We start from the raw sequence: 23,962 nt of genomic DNA on the forward strand, positions 1-23,962 counted from the left end.
GAAAGCCTGATGTCCGCTCGACAGGCCGGAAGAAAGCGAGATGCGATGTCTTCGCTTCAGATTATGGGTGGGAGCAGGCTCCCTTGCCGCGGACTGGTGGCGCCCCATGCGCTCTACGGCGATGAAAACCGCATGACGCCAGCGAAGTCAATCGCCGTCGGTGCGGGCTGCGAGCCGCATTCGTCCTTACCGCCTGGTCGCTCCGGACAATGCCTGCGCAGCCTAGCCGGTTTGCCCCGGCAGCAGACTCCTCGCCACACCCTCGATGCGCTCGGCTGCGGCGTTGAGCACGGCTGCGGCCTTCTCTTCCAATTCGCCGGCGCGCTGGTCGGCGAAGCCGGCATCGCCCTGCAGCGACTGCAGGCGGCCTTCCAGCGTCTCGACCTTCTTCTTCAGCTCGGTGACCTCGTCGGCGACCATCAGCGCCGCCATGACGTGCAGGCGCATGTCGCCGATCTCGCCGAAGGCCTGGCGCATCTCCTCGATCTTGCCGTCATAGAGCTGCGCGAGCGCCTCCAGATGCGGCTCCTCGCCCTCGCCGCAGGCCATGCGGTAGGCCTTGCCGGAGATGGTGACGTTGACCTGGGGCATCAGGCGTCCTGCTCGGCTTCTTCGTCGGGGTGGGCTTCGACGCGCGCGATCACTTCGGCGAGCGCCGTCATGGCGCGGTCGAGCTTGCGATCGACCTCTTCCGCGACGCCCTGGACCTGGCCGACCCGGGCCATGGCACCGTCCAATTCGACGGCGAGGCGAGCGCGATCGTCCTGCATCAAAGTGAGTTCGGTTTCGAGATTGGCCCGGCCACGCTCGACCTCGAGCCGCCTGCGAGCAGCTGCCTCGAGTTGGCCGAGCGCGCTTTCGAGGCGCGACAGGGCGTGATCCAGTCCTGGAGACGCCACGCTTCTTCCTCTGCAGGCCGGCCGGAGCCGGTTCATCCGATTCGGAAGCCTAGTTTAACAAATGTGAGCGTGGAAAGCGCTTTAGGTGTCTCCGCGATCCGCGTGCCCTGTTGGCAGTGGATATCCGGCCGTCTCAGGCGAATTGACTCCGCTTGAGCGGGCAGCCTATCGAACGCGCGACCTTTTCCATGTTCGCCGCTCGCTGCCGGCCGGCACCGGCGCGAGCCCTTGTCCCGTCCGCCGGAGAGATTCCATGACGACGTCCGCGATCGACCGCGCCCAGCACGAGCGGCTCGCCAATGCCATCCGCTCCCTCGCCATGGACGGCGTCGAGCAGGCGAAGTCCGGCCATCCCGGCCTGCCGATGGGCGCAGCCGACGTCGCCACGGTGCTGTTCACCCGCATCCTGAAATACGATGCGGCCGAGCCGCGCTGGCCTGATCGCGACCGCTTCGTGCTCTCGGCCGGCCATGGCTCGATGCTGATCTACGCGCTGCTCTATCTCACCGGCACGCCGGGCCTGGAGCTTGACGACCTCAAGAAGTTCCGCCAGCTCGAATCGAAGACGCCCGGTCACCCTGAGAACTTCATGACCGCCGGCGTCGAGACCACGACCGGTCCGCTCGGCCAGGGTCTCGCCACCGCCGTCGGCATGGCGATGGCCGAGCGCATGCTCGCCGCCGAGTTCGGCAAGAAGCTGGTCGATCACAAGACCTACGTCCTCGCCTCCGACGGCGACCTGATGGAGGGCATCAGCCAGGAGGCGATCGCGCTCGCCGGTCATCAGAAGCTGAACAAGCTGATCGTATTTTGGGACGATAACGGCATTTCGATCGACGGCCCGCTCTCGATCTCCGACTCGGTCGATCAGGTCGCGCGCTTCAAGGCCTGCGGCTGGAAGGCCGAGCGCGTCGACGGGCATGATCCCGATGCGATCGAGGCGGCGGTCCGCCGCGCCCAGAAGTCGAACAAGCCGACGCTGATCGCCTGCAAGACCGTGATCGGCTTCGGTGCGCCGAAGAAGGCCGGCACTTCCAAGGCGCATGGCGAGCCGCTCGGCGCCGAAGAACTCGCCGCCGCCAAGAAGGCGCTCGGCATCACCGGCGGGCCGTTCGAGGTCGCGGCCGACGTGCTCAAGGCCTGGCGCGGCTTCGGCGCCACCGGCTTCGCCGAGCGCAAGGACTGGAATACGCGCCTCGCGGCGCTGTCCGAGCGCAAGCGCGGCGAGTTCGAGCGCCGCCTGTCGCTGACCCCGCCGGCCAAGCTCGCCAAGGCGCTCGTCGCCCACAAGAAGGCGCTGGCTGCGAGCCCGGTCACGGTCGCGACCCGCAAGGCCTCGGAGCTGGCGCTTGAAGCCATCATGCCGATCATGCCGGAGCTGGTGATGGGCTCGGCCGACCTGACGCCGTCCAACAACACCCGCACCAAGGCGGCCGAGGACTTCACGCCGAAGACCCCGAAGGGCCGCTATGTCCGCTACGGCATCCGCGAGCACGGCATGGCTGCGGCGATGAACGGCATCACCCTGCATGGCGGCTTCCGCACTGCCGGCGGCACCTTCCTGGTCTTCGCCGATTATGCCCGCCCGTCGATGCGGCTCGCCGCGCTGATGGGGCTGCCGGTCGTCTACGTCATGACCCATGATTCGATCGGCCTCGGCGAGGATGGCCCGACCCATCAGCCGGTCGAGCAGATCGCCAGCTTGCGCGCCATGCCGAACATGCGCGTGCTGCGCCCCGCCGATGCGATCGAGACGGCCGAAGCCTGGCAGATCGCGCTGGAGCGCACCGACGGACCGACCGTGCTGGCGCTCTCGCGCCAGAACCTCGCGCCGGTGCGCACCGACGGCACGGCGACGAACCGTTCGGCCAAGGGCGCCTATGAGCTTTTGGCGGCCGAAGGCGGAAAGGCGCAGGTCTCGCTCTTTGCCTCGGGCTCCGAGGTCGAGATCGCGGTCGCTGCCCGCAAGCTCCTGGCCGACAAGGGCATTCGCGCCCGCGTGGTCTCGGTGCCGTCGCTCGAAGCGCTGCTGGAGCAGGACGAGGCGACCAAGGCTGCCATCATCGGCGAGGCGCCTATCAAGATCGCGGTCGAGGCCGCCGTGCGCTTCGGCTGGGATGGCGTGATCGGCGCCGATGGCAGCTTCGTCGGCATGTCCTCCTTCGGGGCGAGCGGCCCCTACAAGGAGGTCTACAAGCATTTCGGCATCACGCCGGAGGCGGTGGCCGAAGCCGCGATCAAGCGTCACAACGGCTGACCTCCTTGAAATTTTTAAGGCCTGCCCTTGCGTTCCGCCATGGTTTGGCCGATTTGCCCGCGTGAATGACGCCGGCTTAAGCCGGTGAACGGCGAAGGAGAGGATTGAGATGACGGTCAAGGTGGCGATCAACGGCTTCGGCCGTATCGGGCGCAACGTTCTGCGCGCGATCATCGAGTCGAAGCGCAAGGACATCGAGGTCGTGGCGATCAACGATCTCGGCCCGGTCGAGACCAACGCGCATCTCTTCCGCTTCGACTCCGTGCATGGCCGCTTCCCCGGCACGGTGACCGTTTCCGGCGACACGATCGATGTCGGCCGCGGCCCGATCAAGGTGACCGCGATCCGCGATCCCAAGGATTTGCCGCACAAGGCGCTCGGCGTCGACATCGCGCTGGAATGCACCGGCATCTTCACCACCCGCGAGAAGGCGGCGGCCCATCTCGCCGCCGGTGCCAAGCGCGTGCTGGTCTCGGCCCCCTGCGACGGCGCCGACCTGACGGTGGTTTTCGGCGTCAACAACGAGGCCCTGACCAAGGACCACGTCGTCGTCTCGAACGCCTCCTGCACCACCAACTGCCTGGCCCCGGTGGTCAGGGTGCTGCATGACGCCGTCGGCATCGACAAGGGCTTCATGACCACGATCCATGCCTATACCGGTGACCAGCCGACGCTCGATACGATGCACAAGGATCTCTACCGCGGCCGCGCCGCCGCGATGTCGATGATCCCGACCTCGACCGGCGCCGCCAAGGCGATCGGCCTCGTCATTCCCGAGCTCAAGGGTCGCCTCGACGGCACCTCGATCCGCGTGCCGACGCCGAACGTCTCGGTCGTCGACTTCAAGTTCATCTCGAAGCGCAAGACCACGGTCGAGAAGATCAACGAGGCCATCATCAAGGCGAGCAAGCGCGGCGCCCTGAAGGGCATCCTCGCCGTCACCGACCAGCCCAACGTCTCGATCGACTTCAACCACGACCCGGCCTCGTCGACCTTCGCGCTCGATCAGACCAAGGTCCTGGACGAGAAGTTCGTCCGCATCCTGACCTGGTACGACAACGAGTGGGGCTTCTCGAACCGGATGAGCGACACCGCCGTCGCCATGGCGAAGCTGATCTGACCCACATTTCTGCTGCGGCCGCGCCTTCCCGGAGCGGCCGCGCCTACCCCGCCGAGGAACGGACCGCGCAATGAACAAGATCGAGCCGACCGTCGCCACGCCGACCACGCCCGTCGAGACCATCGCCGTGCCGCCGGCCCCGAGCATGGCCGAGATCGCCGCAGCCCGTGTCCCCGAGCCGAAGCCGGCTGAGCCGCTTGCGCCGAGCGACCCGCGCAAGCTCGACCAGCTCTCGCGCATCGAGGACAAGACGGCGCGGATCGAAGAGAAGTTCGCGCGCTACGAAGCGGTCCTGACCCGCGCCGAGGCCTCGCTGGAGCGCAGCGCCCAGAAGGTCGACCTCGCCGCCGGCACCATGGACTTCGCCGGCCTGCGCGAGGAACTTTCGTCGCTGCGCCAGCGCGTCAACGCCACGCCGCGTTTCGGCGCGCTGCTGCTCACCGGCATCGTCACGGCGGTCCTGACCGTCATCCTGACGGTGATCGTGCTGAAGGCCGGCGTCCCCGGCGTGCTGCCGCCGATCCTGCCGCGATGAGCTTCCGCCCGGCCGCCGATCTCGCGGACGGGCGCAGTGTCCGCTGGCGGGCGCTGGAAGGCGACGGGCTCGAGCATCTCACGCTGCGGACGGATACGAACGGCCTTCGCGCCGAGGCGGCGCTGATCGGCGAACGCGACGGCCAGCGCTACGGCGCGACCTATCGCATCGACTGCGATCCTGACTTCACGGTCCGGGCCTTCGATATCGCGGCGACTGATGGCCGCAAGCTCGCCATGTCGAGGCGGGGCGGCGGCTGGCACGACAGCGAGCGCGGCCATTTGCCGACCTTCGACGGTTGCGTCGACATCGACCTCTCCGCGACACCTTTCACCAACACGCTGCCGATCCGCCGCTGCGCCTGGCAGGCGGGCCAGCAGCGGCGGATCGCTATGCTCTTCGTACCCTTCGACAGTTTCGAGCCCTTCGTCACCGAGCAGGTCTATACCTGCTTCGCGCCGAGGCTCTTCCGGTTCGAGACGGCCGATGGCAGTTTCAGCGCCGAGCTTCCTGTCGACGAGGACGGCCTCGTCATAGATTATCCCAGCCTGTTTCAACGTCTTTGAGAGAGCCCTCCATGCCCGCTTTCCGCACCCTCGACGACGCCGATCTCGCCGGCAAGCGCGTCCTCGTCCGTGTCGATCTCAACGTGCCGACGGAGGAGGGCAGGGTCACCGATACCACCCGCATCGACCGCATCCTGCCGACGATCCGCGAGATCGCGCAGAAGGGCGGCAAGGTCATCCTGCTCGCGCATTTCGGCAGGCCGAAGGGGCGTGACGAGAAGAACAGCCTGCGGCAGGTGGTGCCGGCGCTGGCGCATGCGCTCGGCCAGCCGGTGATCTTCGTCGGCGACTGCATCGGTGCGGAAGCGCCGAAGGCGATCGCCGCCGCCAAGAATGGCGAGATCCTGTTGCTCGAAAACACCCGCTTCCACGCCGGCGACGAGGCGAATGATCCCGACTTCGTCAAGGCGCTCGCCGCCAATGGCGATCTTTATGTCAACGACGCCTTCTCGGCGGCCCATCGCGCCCATGCCTCGACGGAAGGACTCGCGCATCTGCTGCCAGCCTATGCCGGGCGCACCATGCAGGCCGAGCTGGAGGCGCTCTCGGCCGGGCTCGACAACCCGGCGCGGCCGGTGATGGCGATCGTCGGCGGCGCCAAGGTCTCGACCAAGCTCGAGCTGCTCGGCAATCTCGTCAAGAAGGTCGACGTGCTCGTCATCGGTGGCGGCATGGCCAACACCTTCCTCGCCGCGCGCGGCGTCACTGTCGGCAAGTCGCTGTGCGAGCACGACCTCGCTGGCACCGCCCGCGAAATCGAGGAAAAGGCCAAGGCGGCCGGCTGCGAGATCATCCTGCCGGTCGATGCGCTGGTTGCGCGCGAGTTCAGGGCCAATCCCGGCCACCGCGTCGTCTCGATCGGCGAGGTCGGACCGGACGAGATGATCCTCGACGCCGGCCCGCTCAGCGTCGCCGAGGTCGTGCTCAAGCTCAACACCGTGAAGACCATGGTCTGGAACGGGCCCTTCGGCGCCTTCGAGCTGCCGCCTTTCGACACCGCGACGGTTGCGGTGGCGAAGGCGGTGGCGGAGCGCGTCCAGAACGGCAAGCTCGTCGCGGTCGCCGGTGGCGGCGATACGGTCGCGGCGATGAACCATGCCGGCGTCGCCGAGGACCTTACCTATGTCTCGACCGCCGGCGGCGCCTTCCTCGAATGGATGGAAGGCAAGGCCCTGCCGGGCGTCGAGGCGCTGCGGAAGAGCTGAGCTGAACCGCAGTTTCCGGTTGCGAAACGCAATGTTTATGCTATGTTCTCGCGCATGAGCGAGAACGTGCAGACGGCAATGTACGAGATCCTGAAAAAGATTCAGGCGCAGCTCTCCGAGCACGACAAGCGCTTCGACGCCGTGGACAAGCGCTTCGACGAGCTCGGCGACCTCGTTCGCAAGCAGCGGCGAGACACTGCTGGTTTGCTGGTTATGGCGAAGTCCGTAACTGGCAATTTCGCCGAGGAACTCGCAGCGATCGAGGAACGTGTCCGGGTCCTGGAAGCGCGCGGGCGTTGATCGCGTTCACGTTTTCAGCCGGTTTCGCTTTGCGTCCGCCACAGTTCGATTCTAAACCCTCCGGATAAAGCAGAGCCCAACCGGAGGATCATCGTGGCCCGCATCACGCTTCGCCAATTGCTCGACCATGCCGCCGAGAACGACTACGGCGTTCCGGCCTTCAACATCAACAACATGGAGCAGGCGCTCGCGATCATGGCCGCGGCGGATGCGACGGACGCGCCGGTGATCATCCAGGCCTCGCGTGGCGCGCGCTCCTACGCCAACGACATCATGCTCAAGCACATGATGGACGCGGTCACCGAGATCTACCCGCACATCCCGGTCTGCGTGCATCTCGACCACGGCAACGAGCCGGCGACCTGCATGACCGCGATCCAGGCCGGCTTCACCTCGGTGATGATGGACGGCTCGCTCAAGGCCGACGGCAAGACCCCGGGCGACTGGGACTACAATGTCGGCGTGACCAAGACCGTCACCGACATGGCGCATCTCGGCGGCATCTCCGTCGAAGGCGAGCTCGGTGTCTTGGGTTCGCTTGAAAGCGGCGAGGGCGAGAAGGAGGATGGCCACGGCTTCGAGGGCAAGCTCAGCCACGACCAGCTCCTGACCAATCCCGACGAAGCCGTGAAGTTCGTCGCGGAGACCAAGGTCGATGCGCTCGCCATCGCCATGGGCACCTCGCACGGCGCCTACAAGTTCACCCGCAAGCCCGACGGCGCGATCCTGGCGATGCACGTCATCGAGGAAATCCACAAGAAGCTGCCGAACATGCATCTCGTCATGCACGGTTCCTCTTCGGTGCCGCAGGACCTGCAGGACGTCATCAACCAGTACGGCGGCAAGATGCCCCAGACCTGGGGCGTGCCGGTCGAGGAAATCCAGCGCGGCATCAAGCACGGCGTGCGCAAGATCAACATCGACACCGACAACCGGATGGCGATGACCGGCCAGATCCGCAAGATCCTGTCCGAGAACCCCGGCGAGTTCGATCCGCGCAAGTACCTGAAGCCGGCGATGGAGGCGATGACCGCGCTCTGCAAGAAGCGGCTGGAGGAGTTCAACACCGCCGGCCAGGCCTCGAAAATCAAGCGCGTCATCACGCTGGCGGACATGGCCAAGCGCTACGCCAAGGGCGAGCTCGACCCGACCTTCGGCGCCAAGAAGGCGGCGTGACGATCTCATAGAGCACGCGGATTACTCGGAACCACTTCGTCATCCTGGCCGAGCTTCGCTCGCCCAGGATGACGATGGTGGCTCAGTGTGAACTCAGCAGGTTCCAGGCCGATACTTCGGCTTTCGTAGACAAAACGCCCGGCTCAGGCCGGGCGTTTCTCGTTCTAACAGGGAGGCTCGGGCGCGGGGCGCCTGCTCACGCCGCGCGGTTCTGCTTCGTCAGGTTCTCGAACGCTTCGGTCAGGGTCTCGGCCTGGCGCGTCAACGCCTGGGCGAGGCCGAGCATCTCATCGACGCCGATCCCTGCGGCCTGGGCGGATTCGTTGACGCAGGCGATAGCCTGCGCGACCTCCTGCGTGCCCTGCGAGGCGAAGCTGATGCTGCGGGCGATCTCCTGGGTCGCCGCCCGCTGCTCGTCGACGGAGCTAGCGATCGTCAGCGTCGTCTGGTCCATGTCGCCGACGAAGCCGACGATGCTCTCGATGGCCTCGACCGCCTCTTGGGTCGCGGCCTGCATCGCCGGGACCTGGGCAGCGATCTCGTCGGTTGCCCTGGCCGTGCGCGCTGAGAGCTGCTTCACCTCCTGCGCGACCACCGCGAAGCCCCGTCCGGCTTCGCCGGCGCGGGCCGCCTCGATGGTGGCGTTGAGCGCCAGCAGGTTGGTCTGTGCGGCGATGTCGCGGATCAGGTCGACGATGGAGCCGATCGTCTGCGCCGACTGCGCCAGGCCCTTGACGATCGCTTCGGTCCGCAGCGCCGCCTTGCTGGCATCGTGAGCCTTGGTCGTGGCGCGGGCGACCTCCCCGGAAATCTCGCTGAGGGAGATGGACAGCTCTTCGGTGGCGCTGGCGACGCTGCCGACATTGTCGGAAGCCTCATCCGAAGCCCGGGCGGCGGCGACGGCCTGCAGGCCGGTCTCCTTCACGACGCCATTCATCGTGTGCGCCATGCCCTCGACGATGCGGGCGCTGCCGGTCACGGTGCCGACCACGTTGCGGACAGTGACCTCGAAAGCCGAGATCTCCTGCTGGACGCGCTCGCGGCTCTGGCGCTGAGTATGCGTATAGGCTTCGAGCAGCAGTTCGAGGTCGAGCTGCACCGCCTTGTTCAAGGCGGCGCGCAGGGCGATGCGCCGGTTGTATTCCTTGGCCTGCCAGACATGGCTGAGCCTGGCGAGGCCGTCGCGCAGCAGGCCGAGCTCGGCGCCGATCGCATTGCCGACGATGGCATGGCAGATCGCGACGGCATGGGCAGGAACGCCATTGTCGTTGAACGCGTTGGCCAGGGTGTGCGCCGACTGCAGATAGCCGTCATCGAGCTCGCCCGAGATCAGCCGGATCCAATGCGCGAGGCGCAATTCATGCACGTCAGGCTGCTGCATCGCCTTCAGGATCTCGGGCCAGGCCTCGAAATGCTCGTGCAGTTCCGGCAACAGGGTCGGCAGGCGCCGGCGCGCGAACTCCGCCTGCTGCCGCAGCAGGCCGATATCGGTGGCGTCGATCCGGAAGGTCCGCAAGCGCGCGGTATGCTCGACGATGACTTTGTTCATGATGCGCGCTGCGTTCGCTTCCGCTGATGGTCCGTCCGGGACCTTGCCGGCAGTTGGCGAAGAAACGCTTAAGCATGAGGCGGAGGGCGCGTAAGCTGGAAACCCCGCCGCTGCGCTTGCCTCGCGGCGAGCCGGCTGAGTATAAGCCGGCCGGCGCATAATCAGCGGAGATCAGGGCGTATGGCCGGCCATTCACAGTTCAAGAACATCATGCACCGCAAGGGCAAGCAGGATGCGGTGCGCTCCAAGCTGTTCTCGAAGCTGGCCCGTGAAATCACCGTCGCCGCCAAATTGGGCATGCCCGACCCGAACATGAATCCGCGCCTGCGCATGGCCGTGCTGGCGGCGCGTGCCGAGAACATGCCGAAGGACAATATCGAGCGCGCCATCAAGAAGGCGCTCGGCGGCGAGGGCGATAATTACGACGAGGTCCGCTACGAGGGCTACGGGCCCGGTGGCGCGGCGGTGATCGTCGAGGCGCTGACCGATAACCGCAACCGCACCGCCTCCGCCGTCCGCTCCTACTTCACCAAATCCGGCGGAGCGATGGGCGAGAGCAACTCGGTCTCGTTCATGTTCAATCGCGTCGGCGAGGTCAGCTATCCACCGGAAGCCGGCGATGCCGACAAGGTGATGGAGGCGGCGATCGAGGCCGGCGCCGACGATGTGATCTCGGATGAGAACGGCCACACCATCCTGTGCGCCTTCGACGCCCTGAACGAGGTCTCCAAGGCGCTGGAAGCTGCGCTCGGCGCGCCGGCCTCGGCCAAGCCGGTCTGGCGGCCGACCACGACGACGCCGCTCGACGAGGACAAGGCGGCGTCGATGATGAAGCTGATGGAAGCGCTCGACAATGACGACGACGTCCAGAACGTCTTCGCCAATTTCGAGATCGCCGACGAGGTGATGGCCAAGCTCGGCGGTTGATTCAGCGCCCGATCAGCCCGTCCCAGAGCGGCAGGCTGACGAGCGCGCTGAGGAAGATCGTCAAATAGGCGATGCGGCGGAAGGTCTGCTCCGAGGCCAGGACGAAGGCGTGAGTGCCGAGCCAAAGGCCCACGCCGTAGACGGCGAAGAGCGGCAGCGCCATCAGCGCCGAGGCGAGCGTGATGATGCCCTTCAGCGCCAGGATCGTGCCGCTGATCACGGTGCTCAGCCCGATATAGGCCTGCAGATTGGCGCGGGTCTTGTGCCGGTCGTTGCGTTGGGCGCTGAGCCAGAACACGGCGAGCGGCATGCCGCCGATGCTGGCGAGGCCGTTGCACAGGCCCGACGCCGCGCCGACACCGAGCGAGAGCGGGAGGCCGGGCTTGCCGTGATAGCGCCAGCCCGAGCCCATCAGGCCGACCGCCGCCAACACGAGCAGCGCCAGAATCCAGCGCATGGTCTCCCGATCGAGCCAAGTCAGCAGGGCGATGCCGATCGGCAGCGTCAGCGTCGCGGCGATCAGGAGCGGGATGACCTCGCCCCATTCCGCCCGCTTCGCCGCCCTGAACCCCAACGGCAGGGCAAAGGGCATGTCGATCACCCAGATCAGCCCGAGCGCCGCGACCGGGCCGAGCACGACCGAGGCCAGCGGCATGAACACCATGGCGAAGCCGAAGCCGGTGAAGCCACGCACCAGCCCGCCGAGAAAGGTCGCGACGAGAAGGACGAGGATGCCGTCCGAGGTGACACCGGGAAAAAGCGAGATCAGAAAGGCGGTCATTGGGTCGATCGGAGAAGGATGTTCTTTCCTTCACGGAAGAGGCGAGGCGATCAACCCCTGTTGTGGTGATGGCAGCGATGAGCGTCGCTCATCGGTGGCGCGCAACGCTCGCGCCTCTGGCTCAGGGCTTCGCCGGAGCACGCTTCGTGCGGGCCGGGCCGCCGGCAAGACGGGAGGCCGGATACCTTACGAAACTTTAACAATGCCCGTCATTGCGCGTTCATCTTGACGGTCCTAGCGTCCTTCAGCCGCGAGACCTCCCGGGATGTTCCGCCTGGTCGACGCAGCGTCAATCCGGCCCCATAGGGGATGACGATCATGACACGCACCAGATTTGCGCTTGCCGTTGGGCTTTTTGCATTGACCGGCGGATTGGTCCTGCAGACATCGTCGCCGGCGCTCGCGCTGACGATGAAGGAGTGCAGTACCAAGTATAACGCTGCCAAGACCGGCAATACGCTCGGTGGACAGTCGTGGAACGATTTCCGCAAGGCGCAATGCGGCGATACTGCTGCTCCCGCCGCCGCAACTCCTGCCGCCACGACCACGGCCGCCCCGGCCAAACCGGTCGCCAGTGCGCCCGCTACTGCCGCCAAGCCCGCAGCGGCTGCCGCTTCGGCCGGCAACGCCATGTTCCCGAGCAAGGTCGACCCGAAATACTCGACTCTCTCGGCTGGCAAGCAGCGCTTCAAGACCTGCAACGACCAGTACAACACCAACAAGGCCAATGGCGGCAATGGCGACCTGAAGTGGATACAGAAGGGCGGCGGCTACTACAGCCAGTGCAACACCCGGTTGAAGGGCGCCTGAGCAAGCTGTACCGCGGTTGCATCACGTAAGACGGGGTCGAGGCTCGCTTCGGCCCCGTTTCATGCAGCGACGAGGTGCGTCGGAGCCAGATCGAGCATAGCGTTCGCGCATGTCCGATCCGATTCGCATTCTCGGCCTCGATCCCGGTCTCAGGAAGACCGGCTGGGGCCTTATCGTCAGCGAGGGGACGAGGCTGTCCTTCGTCGCCTGCGGCGTGGTTGAAAGCGATGGCAAGGAGACCCTCGCCGAACGGCTGCGGCAACTGCATGACGGCATCGCCGGCGTGATCGCGCAGCACGCGCCACAGGAGGTCGCGGTCGAGGAGACCTTCGTCAACCGCGATCCGCAATCGGCACTGAAGCTCGGCCAGGCGCGCGGCGTCGCGCTGGTGGTGCCGGCGCTGGCCGGGCTCGATGTGGCTGAGTACGCCGCCAATCTGGTGAAGAAAACCGTGGTCGGCGTCGGCCATGCCGACAAGAAGCAGGTGCAGGCGATGATCCGCGTGCTGCTGCCCAAGGCCGAGACGCGCAGCGCCGATGCGGCGGATGCGCTTGCGGTCGCGATCTGCCATGCGCAGCACCGCGGCGCCCGCGCGCTGCTGGCGCAGTATCAGCTGCGGAAGGCGTAGAGTTCGGCGTCCGGATCGCCCTTGCCGAGGAGGCCGGAGCGAATGATTTCGGCGCCGACGCGGCTATAGGTGATGCCGTTGCCGCCGAAGCCCATCACCGTCCAGCAATTCTTGAGATCCGGCATCTGGCCGATGGTCGGCAGGCCGGTCGTCGAGGCTCCGAATGTGCCGGTCCAGGTATAATCGGCCTCGGTCGAGATCCCGGGCAGAAGCTTGCCGAGCTTGCGCTGGATGGCTTTCGTCTTCCCGCCCATCAGCGCGTCGCGCTTGTCTTCGTCGACAAAATCCTCGTCCTCGCCGCCGCAGATGATGCGGCCGTCGGGCGTCGTACGCATGTAGAGATAAGGGTCGGACGCCTCCCAGATGAAGCAGCATCGTGGCCAGAGGCTGCGTTTCTGGGGGGCGGTGGCGAGGGCCCAGGTCGAGAGCACGCCGTGGCCTTTCGGCATCTTGCCAAAGGGCAGTTCGTAACCGGTGCAGAAGACGAGGTGGCGACAGCGGATGTGGTGGCCGCCCTTGGTGCGCAGGCTGACCGAGCGCGACTTGGCATCAAGGTCGACGATCTCGACCGGCCAGGCGAGGCGCGCGCCCCGGGAGATCGCGGCGCGAAGGAAGCCGGCAGCGAGCATGACCGGATCGGCCTCCAGATTGTCGTAGCCCAGTAGGGCCGCTTCGCGATCGATGCCGAAGCGCTCCTTCAGTGTAGCGGCATCGAGCAAGGCGGTTTCCAGCCCGGCGTGGCGGCGGGCTTCGCCCTCACGGGCCAAGCCGTCGGCATCGAGCACGTCGCCGGCCAGATAAAGCGAGTCGCGGCGGGTGACGGGAGCGATCGACAGCGCCTCGATCCGTGCCCCGAGCCCATCGACGGCGAGCCGCGAGCGGCGCCAGGCGCGGATGGCGGCCTCCTCGCCGATCTGGTGCGTGAGCGTGGTCAGGGGTTGGTCGATTTCGTATTGCAGCAGGGCCGTGCTCGCCGGCGTCGAGCCGCGCACCGGCCCGCGGCGGTCGACCACCAGCACACTGAAACCTGCCTCACTCAGCGCGTCGGCCTGCATTGCGCCCGAGATGCCGGCGCCGATGATGACGACGTCGCTCTGCGTATCCTCGGTGATGCCCTGCCTGGGAAAGCGCGGCGGCCGCTCGCCCTGCCAGACCGAGCGCCCGGTCCGCAGATTCCTCGCTTTTGTCAGCACGTGCCCACCCCCGCCATATCGCCGGTGGAGAACGCATGATCGCCACGAATGATCCGATCTGGCGGAGGGCTTTCGCCATGCTAACAGGAGGCATGATCGGAAAGCTCAAGGGCCTCATCGATTCGTATGGCGAGGACTTCGTCATCGTCGACGTGCAAGGCGTCGGCTATGTCGTGCAGTGCTCCTCGCGCACGCTGCAGCGCCTGCCCAAGATCGGCGAGGCGGCGGCGCTGTCGATCGAGACGCATGTCCGCGAGGACGCGATCCGGCTCTACGGCTTCCTCTCCGATACGGAGCGCGACTGGTTCCGGCTGATGCAGATGGTGCAGGGCGTCGGCGCCAAGGTCGCGCTCGCCATCCTCTCGACGCTCGAACCCGGCGCGCTCGCGACCGCGATCGCTACCAGCGACAAGACGGCGGTGGCGCGCGCGCCCGGCGTCGGCCCCAAGCTCGCCCAGCGCATCTGCGCCGAGCTTAAGGACAAGGCGCCGGCCTTCGGCCATGTCGACCCGGTGCTCGCGCAGCTCTCCGGTGCGCTGGAAGACAAGAGGCTGCCGCAGCCGGTGGCGGACGCCGTCTCGGCGCTCACCAATCTCGGCTATCCTCAGGCGCAGGCCGTAGTGGCGGTCGCAGCCGCCTCGCGCACAGCGGGGGAGGGGGCCGGCACGGCGCAACTGATCCGGCTCGGCCTGAAGGAGTTGGCGAAATGAGCAAGGGACCGACGGTGATCTTCCGCGAGATCGCCGACAAGTCGACCTTTCTCGCGCTGATGATGCGGCACTGGGGCTCGCATCGCATGATGATCGGCTCGAAGCTCTATGATTGCGCCGAACTGCCGCTGATCGGCATGTTCACGGCCGAGAGCGAGTTGCTGGCGGTGGCGAGCTGGGCACGCGACGGCGATATCGCGGTGCTGTGCGCGCTGCATTCCTTGAAAGAGGGGGAAGGCGCGGCCTCGCGCATGCTCGAGGCGGTGAAGGCGGCGGCGCGGGCTGCCGGCGCGCGCAAGCTCCGGGCCATGCTGACCAACGACAACATGCCGGCCCTAGTCTTTTACCAGAAGCACGGCTTCCGCTTCTCCGGGCTCCATATCGAGGCGATCGACGCCTATCGCGCGATGGTTCCGACGATCATCAAGACCGGCTACCAGGACATTCCGGTGCATGACGCGCTGGAGCTGGAGATCGTATTGTGAGTGAGCCGAAGCGACCCGCCTTGATGTCGGCTGACAAGCGCGAGGATGACAGCGAGTCCTCGCTGCGGCCGCTGTCGCTCGCCGACTTCACCGGGCAGGCGGCCGCGCGCGCGAATCTCCAGGTCTTCATCAATGCCGCCCGCACGCGTGGCGATGCGCTCGACCATGTCCTGTTCGTCGGCCCGCCCGGTCTCGGCAAGACGACGCTGGCGCAGATCGTGGCGCGCGAGCTCGGCGTCAGCTTCCGCTCGACCTCGGGACCGGTGATCGCCAAAGCCGGCGACCTCGCGGCGCAGCTGACCAATCTCGAAGAGCGCGACGTGCTCTTCATCGACGAGATCCATCGCCTCAACCCGGCGGTGGAGGAAATCCTCTATCCGGCGATGGAGGACTACCAGCTCGATCTGATCATCGGCGAGGGGCCGGCGGCGCGCTCGGTCAAGATCGACCTGCCGAAGTTCACGCTCGTCGGCGCCACGACCCGCGCCGGCCTGTTGACCACGCCGCTGCGCGACCGCTTCGGCATCCCGATCCGCTTGCAGTTCTACACGGTCGAGGAGCTGCAGGGCATCGTCGCGCGCGGCGCCCGGGTGCTCGGCGTGCCGATGTCGGATGACGGCGCCAACGAGATCGCCCGCCGTGCACGCGGGACACCACGTATTGCCGGCCGGCTGCTCAGGCGCGTGCGCGACTTTGCCATCGTTGACGGCGATCCGATCGTCACCCGCAAGGTTGCCGACAAAGCGCTCGGCCTGCTCGATGTCGACGCCATCGGCCTCGACCAGATGGACCGGCGCTATCTGACGACGGTCGCCATCAACTTCGGCGGTGGGCCGGTCGGGATCGAGACCATCGCCGCTTCGCTCTCCGAGCCGCGCGACGCGATCGAGGAGATCATCGAGCCCTTCCTGCTGCAGCAGGGCTTCATCCAGCGCACGCCGCGCGGGCGGCTGCTGACGCCGCACGCATTCCGGCATCTGGGCATGCCCGAGCCGAGCCGGGAGGGGGCGCAGTTCGGGCTGTTCGGCAGCGAGGGCGAGGACTGAGGCCACCGGTGGCGCAGTCCCGCATTTGGATGATGCGGTGTCTTTTCCGTCGTGTTGTCATCGGTTCCGATCACGCGATGCCGGGAGAGACGATATGCGATCTGCGCTAGTGGTGGCGGGCCTGATGCTGGTTTCCGTGGCAGCCTTCGCCGCCGAGCCCACCCCTGACGCCACTGTTCGCAAGGCCTATGAGGTCACGCAGAAGACGTTGGACGGCGGCGGCGAGCCGCCCTGGCGTCCGCCACATCGCGACGCGTTGATGAGCAAGAGCCTGGCCGCGCTGTTCGCCCGCGACGACCGCTATCAGGACGAGAGCGGCGATATCGGCCATGTCGGGGCGGACCCGTTCATCCAGGGTCAGGACGGCGAGGTGAAGAGCCTCAAGGTCACCGTCACCCAGGCTCCGGCAGGCGGCAAGGCGCTGGTGACGGCGAGCTTCCGCAGCTTCGGCAAGGCGATGTCCGTGCCGTTCCGCATGGTCGAGGAGGGCGGGGGCTGGCGCATCGACGATATCGGCGCCGGCAAGAACTCGGTCCGTCGCGAGCTGGCGCAGCCTTATGATTGCGGCTCGTTCATGGGCAAGCCCTGCAAGCGCTGAGCGGCCGCAGGGCGGTTCGCCACGGCTGATGCGAATCCCGGGCTGATCTATTGGCGAGCGATCTTGGCGCGCATCATGGCGGGGCGCGCGCCGGCATCCTTGAGCGCACCGGATTTGGCGGCTTTTGGGTTTTCGACCGGTCGCATGCCCTTGCCGGCCGTGCGGCTAACCGGGCGCTCCAGCGCGCGCTCGCGCTGCTTCATCGCCAAGGCCTTGCGCGCCAGACTGCGTTGGCTTGGCGCATGCAGCTTTTCGATCCGCCGGGTCTGCTCCGCTCCGACGCGCTTGAGCGCTACGGTGAGTGCGTCCGCCTTGGCCTTGGTGCCCTGGTTGTCCGAGGCCGGCCGTGTGCCCTGCGGTGCCGCTTTGCCGCGGAATTCACGGCGCTGCTGCCGGGCGATGCCGCGGGCTCGGTCGCGCTTCTCGCGCAGGGTGCGAGTGAGATCGCGCAGGTTCTCGTCGCTTTCGCCGGAGAGCTTGCCGCGCCGCGTGCGCGCCACGAGGTCGAATTCCGACTGGTCGAGAAGCCGTTCGAGCGCCTTGGCCGAGAGTGACATGAGCTGTCTCCGTAAGATTGCGCCCCCGCCCGAGACTATGCCGATGCGGCGCCTTTTGTTCCCGCGGCAATTTGCGCTGCGGGCGGCCCGCCTGTAAGCCGCGGACATGGCCAGCCCGCATCAGATCTCCGTTCGCGTCTACTACGAGGACACCGACTTCTCCGGCGTCGTCTATCACGCCTCCTATCTGCGCTTCATGGAGCGCGGCCGCACCGAGCTGATCCGGGCGCTCGGCATCGAGCAGCGCGAGCTCTTCGACGGTGACGCGGCGCTCGGCTTCGCGGTCCGGCGCATGCTGATCGATTTCGTGAAGCCGGCGGTGATGGACGACCTGCTGACCATCGAGACCAAGCCGACCCTCGCGCGCGGCGCCACCATGGAACTCGACCAGCGCATCCTGCGCGGCGAGGAGGTACTGATCACCGCGCAGGTCAAGGTCGCCTGCGTCGGTGGCGGCAAGGCCCGGCGCATCCCGGATGTCCTCCGACATCGCCTCGGCCTCGAAATCCTCTGATCACTCCTGCCGCCCGCTGGCATCGACGCTGGCGGATCGCCATGTTAGGGCCCGTAACATGAGCTGGAAACGCAACGAGCCCGAGCAGCCGCGGGGCTATCACCACGGCAACCTCAAGGAGGCGCTGGTGCGCGCCGCCCTCGGCCTGATCGGCGAGAAGGGGCCGAATGGCTTCACCTTCGCCGAGGCCGCGCGCATGGCCGGTGTCAGCCCGGCGGCGCCGTACCGGCACTACCGCGACCGCGACGAGCTGCTTGCCGACGTCGCGGTGCACGGCTTTGCCGCTTTCGAAGCGGCGCTCGCCAAGGCCTGGGACAATGGCAAGCCCGATCCCGAGACGGCGTTCCACCGTCTCGGGCGGGCCTATCTCACCTTTGCCCATGACCAGCCTGCCTTCTATTCGGCGATGTTCGAGGCCGGTGTGGCGCTGGATGCCAGTCCCGAACTGCGCGCCGCTGCAGACCGCGCCTTCCTGCAACTGCGCCAGGCTGCCGAGACGCTGATCGCAGCACTGCCACAAGGAAAACGCCCGCCAGCGCTGATGATGGCGCTGCATATCTGGGCGATGTCGCACGGTGTCGCGGCTCTGTTCGGCCGCGCCGATGCGGGCCGGCGGCCACTGCCGATGTCGGCATCCGACCTGCTGGAGGCCGGAATGCTGATCTATCTCAAAGGCTTGGGGTTGCCCGCCGACCAGCCGGTCTGACGTCCCGTCGAATTTTTTAAGTGGGCCGTCTTGAAAGCCTTGGCAGCTGCGTCCAGATATGTGAATGTGATTTACATTCACACGGTCGGCGGAAGCTGGCCGGGGAGGTTGGTCGGCAGCGGCATCCGTCGCTGCCATTCAGGTTCGAGAGGAATCGATGCCGATCGTCGCGAAGCTTGATGAATACGGAAAAGGAGCCTGGCTCGCCTTTGCGGTGCTCGGCTTCATCATTTTCTGGCCGCTGGGTCTGGCGACCCTGGTCTTTCTGTTCTGGAGTGGACGCATGGGACATGGTTGTGGACCGGCACGTTACGAGTACCGGATGAGCCGCCTGCAGGATAAGATGGAACGCCTGCGCGAGCGCATGGGCGGGGCCCAGCCCTTTGGTCGCGGTGGTTTCGGTGGCGGCTGGGGCCGCGGCGCATCGAGCGGCAACCGCGCCTTCGACGAATATCGCGACGAGACGCTGCGTCGCCTCGAGGACGAGCAGCGCGAGTTCCATGACTTCCTCGGCCGGCTGCGCATGGCCAAGGACAAGGCGGAGTTCGACGAGTTCATGAATACCCGCCGTCCCAGCACCGGCACGGATACTGTCGAAAGCGCCTGATCGCCCCTTTTCAGAGCTGACGACCGTCGGCGGCCCGCTTCCTCACGGAAGCGGGCCGTTGGCGTTTTTCCGGCGCTGCTGCAGGCGACGGAGCCTCCGGCTTGTTCCTGTTCGTGGTCACGAAGAAGATCACGATGGTCAGCGCCGAGGTCAATGAGGCGAGGACCGCGGTGATCTGAGCCTTCAGGCTCTCGATCTTGCCGATCCGACCCGCGACGAGGTTGTGACGCAGCTGGAGCGCGGTCAACCGCTCCCCCGCTTCAATCACCATTGCGCTTTCGACCGCCTGGATGTTCCGGATCGTTCCGGCGTCATTGTAGTCTTGGTCGACCAATGCGTCATAGGACGCCATCCAGCTTTGCCAATCCTGCGGATGGACGATGGCCGCCATGCGACGCATCGCCTGCTTGGCGTTCTGCCGGAACAGCCGGTCGAGCAGATATCTGTACTGCATGTCTGCCTGCGAGCCGTTCATCACCAGGAGCAGGGCACCGCGGCCGAGCTGCAAGGTCTCGAAGGCTTTCACTTGGCCGTCGAGCCCGGCGAGGTCGCGCGTCAGCGTGTCGCGCTCGTCGGTGAAACGCGCGATACGCCGGTCGAGCGAATTCGAGAGGGCGAAGATCGCGATGGAGGAAACGATCGCGGGCGAGACGATGAGGAGCGCGCTGAGCGTCGTCCGGTTCCAGACATAGTGCCGGGCATGGCCTGCGATCCGCTCGCTAAACCGCATCGACCCAGCTCCCGCCGCGCGCGCTTCGTGATCAGCCGCATGGCCGTCATAACGCGATATTAACCATGCCGGCTCTTAACCTCGACGGGGATTTAACGGGACACAAGGCCTCTGGCGCACGCGAGCACCGCCGTTTGGCCCATCTTTCGCCGAATTCAGCGGCAATTGGTGTCAATGGCATATCCCCGGAGCGCAGATCGGGCGGCGGCGCGACCTTCGCGGCGCAAGCTACAGGCTGTGCGGGACTGAACTCGGTTTCGCGCTCGCCAGGCAGAAGGATGACAGGATGAACCCCGCCGTGGAGATCGCGCAGGCCGCGCCGCAGATCGACATGTCGTTCTGGACGCTGTTCTGGCACGCCCATATCGTCGTCAAACTCGTGATGATGGGCCTGCTAGGCGCTTCGGTGTGGTGCTGGTCGATCATCGTCGACAAGACCCTGCTCTACCGCCGTACCCGCCGCGATATGGATGCCTTCGAGGAGGTGTTCTGGTCGGGCCGCTCGCTCGAGGAGCTCTATCGCGACCTCGCCAACCGGCCGGTCAACGACATGGCCGCCGTTTTCGTCGCGGCGATGCGGGAGTGGAAACGCTCCTTCGAAAATGGCGGGCGTTCGGTGGCGAGCCTCTCGGCACGCATCGACAAGGTGCTCGACGTCACCATCCAGCGCGAGGCGGAACGCCTCGAATCGAAGCTGCTCGTGCTTTCGACCATAGCTTCGGCAGCGCCCTTCATCGGCCTGTTCGGCACGGTCTGGGGCATCATGAACTCTTTCACCGCGATCGCTGTCTCGAAGAATTCCTCGCTCGCCGTCGTCGCGCCCGGCATCGCCGAAGCGCTGTTTGCCACCGCGATCGGCCTGTTCGCCGCGATTCCGGCGCTGATGGCCTACAACAAGCTGCAGGCCGAAGTCGCCAAGGCCCAGAACCGCCTCGAAGCCTTCGCCGACGAGTTCTCCGCGATCCTGTCGCGGCAGATCGACGAACGCCTGGCGGCGTGAGGGGCTGAATCATGGGCATGTCAGCCGCAGCCGGGGGCAAGGCCGGGGGACGCCGCGGGCGTCGCCCGCGGCGCCATGGTGCCATCGCCGAGATCAACATGACGCCGTTCATCGACGTCATGCTGGTGTTGCTGATCATCTTCATGGTCGCCGCGCCGTTGATCGCGACCGGTGTGCCGATCGACCTGCCGCAGACCGGCGCCAAGCCGATCAATGTCGATCAGAAGCCGATCACCATCGCCATCGACGAGAAGGGCCAGATCTTCCTGCAGGACCAGCCGACGCTCGAGCCCGACCTGGTGCAGAAGCTGCAAGGCCTCGCCAAGCAGGGCTTCGAGGACCGGATCTATGTGCGCGGCCATAAGCAGGTCGACTATGGTCGCGTCGCCTCGGTGATGGCGACGATCACCAGCGCCGGCTTCAGGCGCGTGGCGCTGGTCACCGAGCCGAATTCGCATTGAACGAGAAGGTGCCGTCGCGTTGATGGTTTCGCGCTCCGAACCCGGCTTGGCGGTTTCCGCCCTTGCCCACGCGACCGTTCTGGTCGCGGGGTTGCTGGCGTTTTCCGGCGTGGCGCCGTTGCCGGAGCACCAGGAGGCGATCGCCGTCGAGGTGGTCGACCCTTCCGCGCTGAACCAGGTGACGCGCGGCGAGCGCCAGGCCGAAAAGGTGCAGGAACAGCCGCAGCAGCGGGCCGAGCGCCAGTCCGAAACCGTCGAGCGCAAGGAAGCGGGCGAGGCCAAGCAGGATACGCCGGCGCCGCCGTCGCGCCCGCCCGAACTCAAGGTCGCCGAAGACAACGCCGCGGCGCCGCTGCCGCCCGCGCGTCCGACCCCGAAACCGACCCCGCCGGCCGAGCCGGTCAAGCAGCCGCCGCAGAAATCCGAGCAGGCTGCCGCTCAAGAAGCCGAGCAGCGCCGCGAGGCGCTGGCGAAGCTCGCCGAAGAGGCGGAGCTCGAGAGCAAGGCGAAGCAGGCCGAGCAGGATGCCAAGGCCGCCGCCAAGGCGAAGGCCGAAGCCGAGGCGCAGGCGCGCGCCGAGGCGGCCAAGGCCGCAAAGCAGAAGGCGGAAGCGGAAGCCAAGGCCAAGGCGGAGGCCGAACACAAAGCCAAGCTCGCCGCCGAGGCCAAGGCGAAGCGCGAGGCTGAAGCCAAGGCCAAGCGCGAAGCCGAGATCGCCAAGAACTTCAACCCGAACGACATCGCCAAGCTGCTGCAGTCGAAGGAGCAGGCGCAGTCCTCGGGTGCGAGCGCGCCGCAGATCAACCGCACCGCCTCGCTCGGCACCCAGACAGGCTCCTCGCAGAAGCTCTCGCCGTCGCTCCGGGCACAGCTCATCGGCATCATCCAGGACCAGCTACTGAAGTGCTGGAGCGTGCCGATCGCGCTCAGCAACGCCAAGGGCTCGGTGGTGCCGGCCGTGCGTATGAAGCTCAACACCGACGGCTCGCTGATCGGACAGGCGACCGTGACCAACTCCTCGCCCGACCCGCTCTTCCGGGTCGCGGCGGATTCGGCGCTGACGGCGACGCGCCGTTGCTCGCCGCTGCGCATTCCCGCGCAATTTGCCGCCTATTACGACGATTGGCGCGACGTCATCGTGAATTTCGACGCCAGGGACGTGCTGTGACCACCATGGACCGCATTCATCATCCTGTCTTTCACCGGGCCAGCAGGCCAACCCGCCGCCACGCGCTGGCGCTGGTCGGCTCGACGCTGGTCATGCCTGGGCTGGTCGCTCCAGCCCAGGCGGAACTCGTCATCGACCTGCGAGGGGGCTCGTTCAAGCCGATGCCGATCGCGGTCGCCGATTTCGCCGGCGAGGGTGGGGCCCTGGTCTCCGGCATCATCACCAACAATCTGAAGCGCTGCGGCTACTTCCTGCCGATCGAGAAGGCGCGCCACCCGGAGAAGAACCCGCCCTTTGATGCGGCGCCGCAATTCGAGGCCTGGAAGGCCGCCGGCGTCCAGGCGCTGGTGATCGGCCGGGTCTCGCGCGACGGCGGCCGGCTCCGGGCCGAGTTCCGGCTCTGGGACGTGGTCGCCGGCCAGCAGATCGACGGCCAGCAATACTTTACCGATCCGAACAATTCCCGCCGCGTCGGCCACATCATCTCGGATGCGATCTTCACCAAGATCACCGGGGTCGGCGGCTTCTTCGACACCCGCGTCGTCTTCGTAGACGAATCCGGGTCGAAGGAGGCCCGGCGCAAGCGGCTCGCCATCATGGATCAGGACGGTGCCAATGTGCGCTATCTGACCGATGGCGCGACCTCGGTGGTGACGCCGCGCTATTCGCCGGTGGCCCAGGAGGTCACCTATATGGCGCAGCGCACCGGCGAGCAGCCGCGCGTGCATGTGCTCAACATCGAGACCGGGCAGCGCCAGGTCGTCGGCAACTTCCCCGACATGACGACGAGCCCGCGCTTCTCGCCCAATGGCGCGCGGATCGCGCTCAGCCTGCAGCAGGGCGGCAACGCCAATCTCTATGCGATCGACATCGGCTCGCGCACGACGCAGCGGCTGACTTCGACGGCAGCGATCGACACCTCGCCATCCTATGCGCCCGATGGGTCGCAGATCGTCTTCGAGAGCGATCGCGGCGGCTCGCAGCAGCTTTACGTGATGGGCGCCGGCGGCGGCGAGGGCAAGCGCATCTCCTTCGGCCAGGGCTCCTATTCGCAGCCCTCCTGGTCGCCGCGCGGCGATCTCATCGCCTTCACCCGCCAGGGCGGCGGCACCTTCGCGATCGGCGTGATGAAGCCGGACGGCTCTGGCGAGCGCATCCTGACCGAGAGCTTCCACAACGAGGCGCCGAACTGGGCCCCGAATGGCCAGTACATCATGTTCTTCCGCGATCCCGGCGGACAGTCCGGCGGCAAATTGTACATGGTCGACATCACTGGCCGGGTCGAGGTGCCGGTGCCGACGCCGTCTTTCGCGTCCGACCCGACCTGGTCGCCGCTGCTCACTGCCGCGCGCTGAACATCAGGCGCTCCGAGCCGCGCTCACGTCCCCGCGAGGGGCGGCCGATGCCATTTTGGGAGCGCTTTTTCGTCCTAGC

28 protein-coding genes are annotated in these 23,962 nt (G+C 66.6%); 21 read left to right on the forward strand and 7 right to left on the reverse strand.

Annotated features, from left to right (window positions below; translation table 11 throughout):
• Positions 1-222: 222 nt before the first annotated feature.
• Both ASE66_RS15760 and ASE66_RS15765 read right to left on the reverse strand, forming a co-directional pair.
• Positions 223-591 (reverse strand): cell division protein ZapA, encoded by a 369-nt coding sequence (locus tag ASE66_RS15760; RefSeq protein ID WP_057190652.1) that lies wholly within the window; start codon positions 589-591, stop codon positions 223-225.
• Positions 591-899, reverse strand: a complete 309-nt coding sequence (locus tag ASE66_RS15765) for a DUF4164 family protein (RefSeq protein WP_244494941.1) — start codon at positions 897-899, stop codon at positions 591-593. Before ASE66_RS15765 ends, ASE66_RS15760 begins: the two co-directional genes overlap by 1 nt.
• A 253-nt stretch (positions 900-1,152) precedes the next feature.
• Between ASE66_RS15765 and tkt the strand changes: the two genes are divergently transcribed.
• From tkt to fba, 7 genes are all read left to right on the forward strand, one after another.
• Positions 1,153-3,156, forward strand: coding sequence for a transketolase (gene tkt / locus ASE66_RS15770; RefSeq protein ID WP_156412186.1), 2,004 nt, complete (start codon positions 1,153-1,155; stop codon positions 3,154-3,156).
• A 109-nt stretch (positions 3,157-3,265) separates the two neighbouring features.
• On the forward strand, positions 3,266-4,276 hold the full coding sequence (gap, locus tag ASE66_RS15775) for a type I glyceraldehyde-3-phosphate dehydrogenase (protein WP_057190654.1): 1,011 nt from the start codon (positions 3,266-3,268) through the stop codon (positions 4,274-4,276).
• 70 nt (positions 4,277-4,346) lie between these two features.
• Entirely contained in the window at positions 4,347-4,811 is a 465-nt protein-coding gene (locus tag ASE66_RS15780; protein WP_057190655.1) for a hypothetical protein, read from the forward strand.
• Positions 4,808-5,377 (forward strand): putative glycolipid-binding domain-containing protein, encoded by a 570-nt coding sequence (locus ASE66_RS15785; protein WP_057190656.1) that lies wholly within the window; start codon positions 4,808-4,810, stop codon positions 5,375-5,377. The genes ASE66_RS15780 and ASE66_RS15785 overlap by 4 nt, the downstream gene beginning before the upstream one ends.
• 11 nt (positions 5,378-5,388) lie before the next feature.
• Entirely contained in the window at positions 5,389-6,582 is a 1,194-nt protein-coding gene (locus ASE66_RS15790; RefSeq protein ID WP_057190657.1) for a phosphoglycerate kinase, read from the forward strand.
• Positions 6,583-6,636: 54 nt separating this feature from the next.
• Positions 6,637-6,882: a hypothetical protein gene (locus tag ASE66_RS15795; RefSeq protein ID WP_156412187.1), complete on the forward strand. Its 246-nt coding sequence runs from the start codon at positions 6,637-6,639 to the stop codon at positions 6,880-6,882.
• 93 nt (positions 6,883-6,975) lie between these two features.
• The gene (fba, locus tag ASE66_RS15800; protein ID WP_057190659.1) at positions 6,976-8,058 is read left to right on the forward strand and encodes a class II fructose-bisphosphate aldolase; all 1,083 of its coding nucleotides are present in this window, start codon (positions 6,976-6,978) and stop codon (positions 8,056-8,058) included.
• 196 nt (positions 8,059-8,254) lie between these two features.
• On the opposite strand, the gene ASE66_RS15805 is transcribed toward fba, so the two are convergent.
• Positions 8,255-9,607, reverse strand: a complete 1,353-nt coding sequence (locus ASE66_RS15805) for a globin-coupled sensor protein (protein WP_057190660.1) — start codon at positions 9,605-9,607, stop codon at positions 8,255-8,257.
• 180 nt (positions 9,608-9,787) lie between these two features.
• Here ASE66_RS15805 and ASE66_RS15810 point away from each other — a divergent pair, with 180 nt between their 5' ends.
• Positions 9,788-10,534, forward strand: coding sequence for a YebC/PmpR family DNA-binding transcriptional regulator (locus ASE66_RS15810; RefSeq protein ID WP_057190661.1), 747 nt, complete (start codon positions 9,788-9,790; stop codon positions 10,532-10,534).
• A gap of 1 nt (position 10,535) precedes the next feature.
• Here the strand turns inward: ASE66_RS15810 and ASE66_RS15815 are convergent, their stop codons facing one another.
• A complete protein-coding gene (locus ASE66_RS15815; protein ID WP_057190662.1) occupies positions 10,536-11,315 on the reverse strand; it encodes a sulfite exporter TauE/SafE family protein in 780 nt (259 codons plus the stop codon).
• 309 nt (positions 11,316-11,624) lie between these two features.
• Between ASE66_RS15815 and ASE66_RS15820 the strand changes: the two genes are divergently transcribed.
• Positions 11,625-12,125, forward strand: a complete 501-nt coding sequence (locus tag ASE66_RS15820; protein WP_057190663.1) for a hypothetical protein — start codon at positions 11,625-11,627, stop codon at positions 12,123-12,125.
• Between the two features lie 109 nt (positions 12,126-12,234).
• On the forward strand, positions 12,235-12,753 hold the full coding sequence (gene ruvC, locus ASE66_RS15825; protein WP_057190664.1) for a crossover junction endodeoxyribonuclease RuvC: 519 nt from the start codon (positions 12,235-12,237) through the stop codon (positions 12,751-12,753).
• On the opposite strand, the gene ASE66_RS15830 is transcribed toward ruvC, so the two are convergent.
• Positions 12,735-13,946, reverse strand: coding sequence for an NAD(P)/FAD-dependent oxidoreductase (locus ASE66_RS15830; protein WP_244494942.1), 1,212 nt, complete (start codon positions 13,944-13,946; stop codon positions 12,735-12,737). The genes ruvC and ASE66_RS15830 overlap by 19 nt on opposite strands.
• 92 nt (positions 13,947-14,038) lie before the next feature.
• Between ASE66_RS15830 and ruvA the strand changes: the two genes are divergently transcribed.
• The 4 genes from ruvA to ASE66_RS15850 all read left to right on the forward strand — a co-directional run bounded on the left by ruvA (position 14,039) and on the right by ASE66_RS15850 (position 16,785).
• Positions 14,039-14,656, forward strand: a complete 618-nt coding sequence (gene ruvA, locus ASE66_RS15835) for a Holliday junction branch migration protein RuvA (RefSeq protein ID WP_057191089.1) — start codon at positions 14,039-14,041, stop codon at positions 14,654-14,656.
• Entirely contained in the window at positions 14,653-15,141 is a 489-nt protein-coding gene (locus tag ASE66_RS15840; RefSeq protein WP_057190665.1) for a GNAT family N-acetyltransferase, read from the forward strand. The genes ruvA and ASE66_RS15840 overlap by 4 nt, the downstream gene beginning before the upstream one ends.
• Before the next feature lie 23 nt (positions 15,142-15,164).
• Positions 15,165-16,187, forward strand: coding sequence for a Holliday junction branch migration DNA helicase RuvB (gene ruvB, locus ASE66_RS15845; RefSeq protein ID WP_057190666.1), 1,023 nt, complete (start codon positions 15,165-15,167; stop codon positions 16,185-16,187).
• A gap of 94 nt (positions 16,188-16,281) precedes the next feature.
• Positions 16,282-16,785: a DUF3828 domain-containing protein gene (locus tag ASE66_RS15850; protein WP_082613495.1), complete on the forward strand. Its 504-nt coding sequence runs from the start codon at positions 16,282-16,284 to the stop codon at positions 16,783-16,785.
• 47 nt (positions 16,786-16,832) lie between these two features.
• Here the strand turns inward: ASE66_RS15850 and ASE66_RS15855 are convergent, their stop codons facing one another.
• On the reverse strand, positions 16,833-17,342 hold the full coding sequence (locus ASE66_RS15855) for a hypothetical protein (RefSeq protein WP_057190668.1): 510 nt from the start codon (positions 17,340-17,342) through the stop codon (positions 16,833-16,835).
• Positions 17,343-17,448: 106 nt separating this feature from the next.
• Between ASE66_RS15855 and ybgC the strand changes: the two genes are divergently transcribed.
• The 3 genes from ybgC (at position 17,449) to ASE66_RS15870 (ending at position 19,169) form a co-directional block, all read left to right on the forward strand.
• On the forward strand, positions 17,449-17,856 hold the full coding sequence (ybgC, locus tag ASE66_RS15860; RefSeq protein ID WP_057190669.1) for a tol-pal system-associated acyl-CoA thioesterase: 408 nt from the start codon (positions 17,449-17,451) through the stop codon (positions 17,854-17,856).
• A 58-nt stretch (positions 17,857-17,914) separates the two neighbouring features.
• Positions 17,915-18,562: a TetR/AcrR family transcriptional regulator gene (locus ASE66_RS15865; RefSeq protein ID WP_057190670.1), complete on the forward strand. Its 648-nt coding sequence runs from the start codon at positions 17,915-17,917 to the stop codon at positions 18,560-18,562.
• 157 nt (positions 18,563-18,719) lie between these two features.
• A complete protein-coding gene (locus tag ASE66_RS15870) occupies positions 18,720-19,169 on the forward strand; it encodes a DUF2852 domain-containing protein (protein WP_057190671.1) in 450 nt (149 codons plus the stop codon).
• 10 nt (positions 19,170-19,179) lie between these two features.
• On the opposite strand, the gene ASE66_RS15875 is transcribed toward ASE66_RS15870, so the two are convergent.
• Positions 19,180-19,899 carry a hypothetical protein gene (locus ASE66_RS15875; protein ID WP_057190672.1) on the reverse strand — a complete coding sequence of 240 codons (720 nt, stop codon included), beginning with the start codon at positions 19,897-19,899 and terminating at the stop codon, positions 19,180-19,182.
• Between the two features lie 286 nt (positions 19,900-20,185).
• Here ASE66_RS15875 and tolQ point away from each other — a divergent pair, with 286 nt between their 5' ends.
• The 4 genes from tolQ to tolB all read left to right on the forward strand — a co-directional run bounded on the left by tolQ (position 20,186) and on the right by tolB (position 23,883).
• Positions 20,186-20,899 (forward strand): protein TolQ, encoded by a 714-nt coding sequence (gene tolQ, locus ASE66_RS15880; protein WP_057190673.1) that lies wholly within the window; start codon positions 20,186-20,188, stop codon positions 20,897-20,899.
• 11 nt (positions 20,900-20,910) lie between these two features.
• Positions 20,911-21,360, forward strand: coding sequence for a protein TolR (tolR, locus tag ASE66_RS15885; RefSeq protein ID WP_057190674.1), 450 nt, complete (start codon positions 20,911-20,913; stop codon positions 21,358-21,360).
• 46 nt (positions 21,361-21,406) lie between these two features.
• Positions 21,407-22,528 (forward strand): cell envelope integrity protein TolA, encoded by a 1,122-nt coding sequence (gene tolA, locus ASE66_RS15890; protein ID WP_200964607.1) that lies wholly within the window; start codon positions 21,407-21,409, stop codon positions 22,526-22,528.
• 92 nt (positions 22,529-22,620) lie between these two features.
• Entirely contained in the window at positions 22,621-23,883 is a 1,263-nt protein-coding gene (gene tolB, locus ASE66_RS15895; protein WP_162262505.1) for a Tol-Pal system beta propeller repeat protein TolB, read from the forward strand.
• Positions 23,884-23,962: the final 79 nt, after the last annotated feature.

This window comes from Allobosea sp. Root483D1, from assembly GCF_001429505.1.
Taxonomy (GTDB): Bacteria; Pseudomonadota; Alphaproteobacteria; order Rhizobiales; family Beijerinckiaceae; genus Allobosea.

What these genes read in the sequence shown, in the direction of transcription:
- ASE66_RS15760 (WP_057190652.1), bottom strand. Translation starts at nt 591, where the DNA reads ATGCCCCAGGTCAACGTCACCATCTCCGGCAAGGCCTACCGCATGGCC.
- tkt (WP_156412186.1), top strand. Translation starts at nt 1,153, where the DNA reads ATGACGACGTCCGCGATCGACCGCGCCCAGCACGAGCGGCTCGCCAAT.
- gap (WP_057190654.1), top strand. Translation starts at nt 3,266, where the DNA reads ATGACGGTCAAGGTGGCGATCAACGGCTTCGGCCGTATCGGGCGCAAC.
- ASE66_RS15780 (WP_057190655.1), top strand. Translation starts at nt 4,347, where the DNA reads ATGAACAAGATCGAGCCGACCGTCGCCACGCCGACCACGCCCGTCGAG.
- ASE66_RS15785 (WP_057190656.1), top strand. Translation starts at nt 4,808, where the DNA reads ATGAGCTTCCGCCCGGCCGCCGATCTCGCGGACGGGCGCAGTGTCCGC.
- ASE66_RS15790 (WP_057190657.1), top strand. Translation starts at nt 5,389, where the DNA reads ATGCCCGCTTTCCGCACCCTCGACGACGCCGATCTCGCCGGCAAGCGC.
- ASE66_RS15795 (WP_156412187.1), top strand. Translation starts at nt 6,637, where the DNA reads ATGAGCGAGAACGTGCAGACGGCAATGTACGAGATCCTGAAAAAGATT.
- ASE66_RS15805 (WP_057190660.1), bottom strand. Translation starts at nt 9,607, where the DNA reads ATGAACAAAGTCATCGTCGAGCATACCGCGCGCTTGCGGACCTTCCGG.
- ASE66_RS15810 (WP_057190661.1), top strand. Translation starts at nt 9,788, where the DNA reads ATGGCCGGCCATTCACAGTTCAAGAACATCATGCACCGCAAGGGCAAG.
- ASE66_RS15815 (WP_057190662.1), bottom strand. Translation starts at nt 11,315, where the DNA reads ATGACCGCCTTTCTGATCTCGCTTTTTCCCGGTGTCACCTCGGACGGC.
- ASE66_RS15820 (WP_057190663.1), top strand. Translation starts at nt 11,625, where the DNA reads ATGACGATCATGACACGCACCAGATTTGCGCTTGCCGTTGGGCTTTTT.
- ruvC (WP_057190664.1), top strand. Translation starts at nt 12,235, where the DNA reads ATGTCCGATCCGATTCGCATTCTCGGCCTCGATCCCGGTCTCAGGAAG.
- ruvA (WP_057191089.1), top strand. Translation starts at nt 14,039, where the DNA reads ATGATCGGAAAGCTCAAGGGCCTCATCGATTCGTATGGCGAGGACTTC.
- ASE66_RS15840 (WP_057190665.1), top strand. Translation starts at nt 14,653, where the DNA reads ATGAGCAAGGGACCGACGGTGATCTTCCGCGAGATCGCCGACAAGTCG.
- ruvB (WP_057190666.1), top strand. Translation starts at nt 15,165, where the DNA reads ATGTCGGCTGACAAGCGCGAGGATGACAGCGAGTCCTCGCTGCGGCCG.
- ASE66_RS15850 (WP_082613495.1), top strand. Translation starts at nt 16,282, where the DNA reads ATGCGATCTGCGCTAGTGGTGGCGGGCCTGATGCTGGTTTCCGTGGCA.
- ASE66_RS15855 (WP_057190668.1), bottom strand. Translation starts at nt 17,342, where the DNA reads ATGTCACTCTCGGCCAAGGCGCTCGAACGGCTTCTCGACCAGTCGGAA.
- ybgC (WP_057190669.1), top strand. Translation starts at nt 17,449, where the DNA reads ATGGCCAGCCCGCATCAGATCTCCGTTCGCGTCTACTACGAGGACACC.
- ASE66_RS15865 (WP_057190670.1), top strand. Translation starts at nt 17,915, where the DNA reads ATGAGCTGGAAACGCAACGAGCCCGAGCAGCCGCGGGGCTATCACCAC.
- ASE66_RS15870 (WP_057190671.1), top strand. Translation starts at nt 18,720, where the DNA reads ATGCCGATCGTCGCGAAGCTTGATGAATACGGAAAAGGAGCCTGGCTC.
- ASE66_RS15875 (WP_057190672.1), bottom strand. Translation starts at nt 19,899, where the DNA reads ATGCGGTTTAGCGAGCGGATCGCAGGCCATGCCCGGCACTATGTCTGG.
- tolQ (WP_057190673.1), top strand. Translation starts at nt 20,186, where the DNA reads ATGAACCCCGCCGTGGAGATCGCGCAGGCCGCGCCGCAGATCGACATG.
- tolR (WP_057190674.1), top strand. Translation starts at nt 20,911, where the DNA reads ATGGGCATGTCAGCCGCAGCCGGGGGCAAGGCCGGGGGACGCCGCGGG.
- tolB (WP_162262505.1), top strand. Translation starts at nt 22,621, where the DNA reads ATGCCTGGGCTGGTCGCTCCAGCCCAGGCGGAACTCGTCATCGACCTG.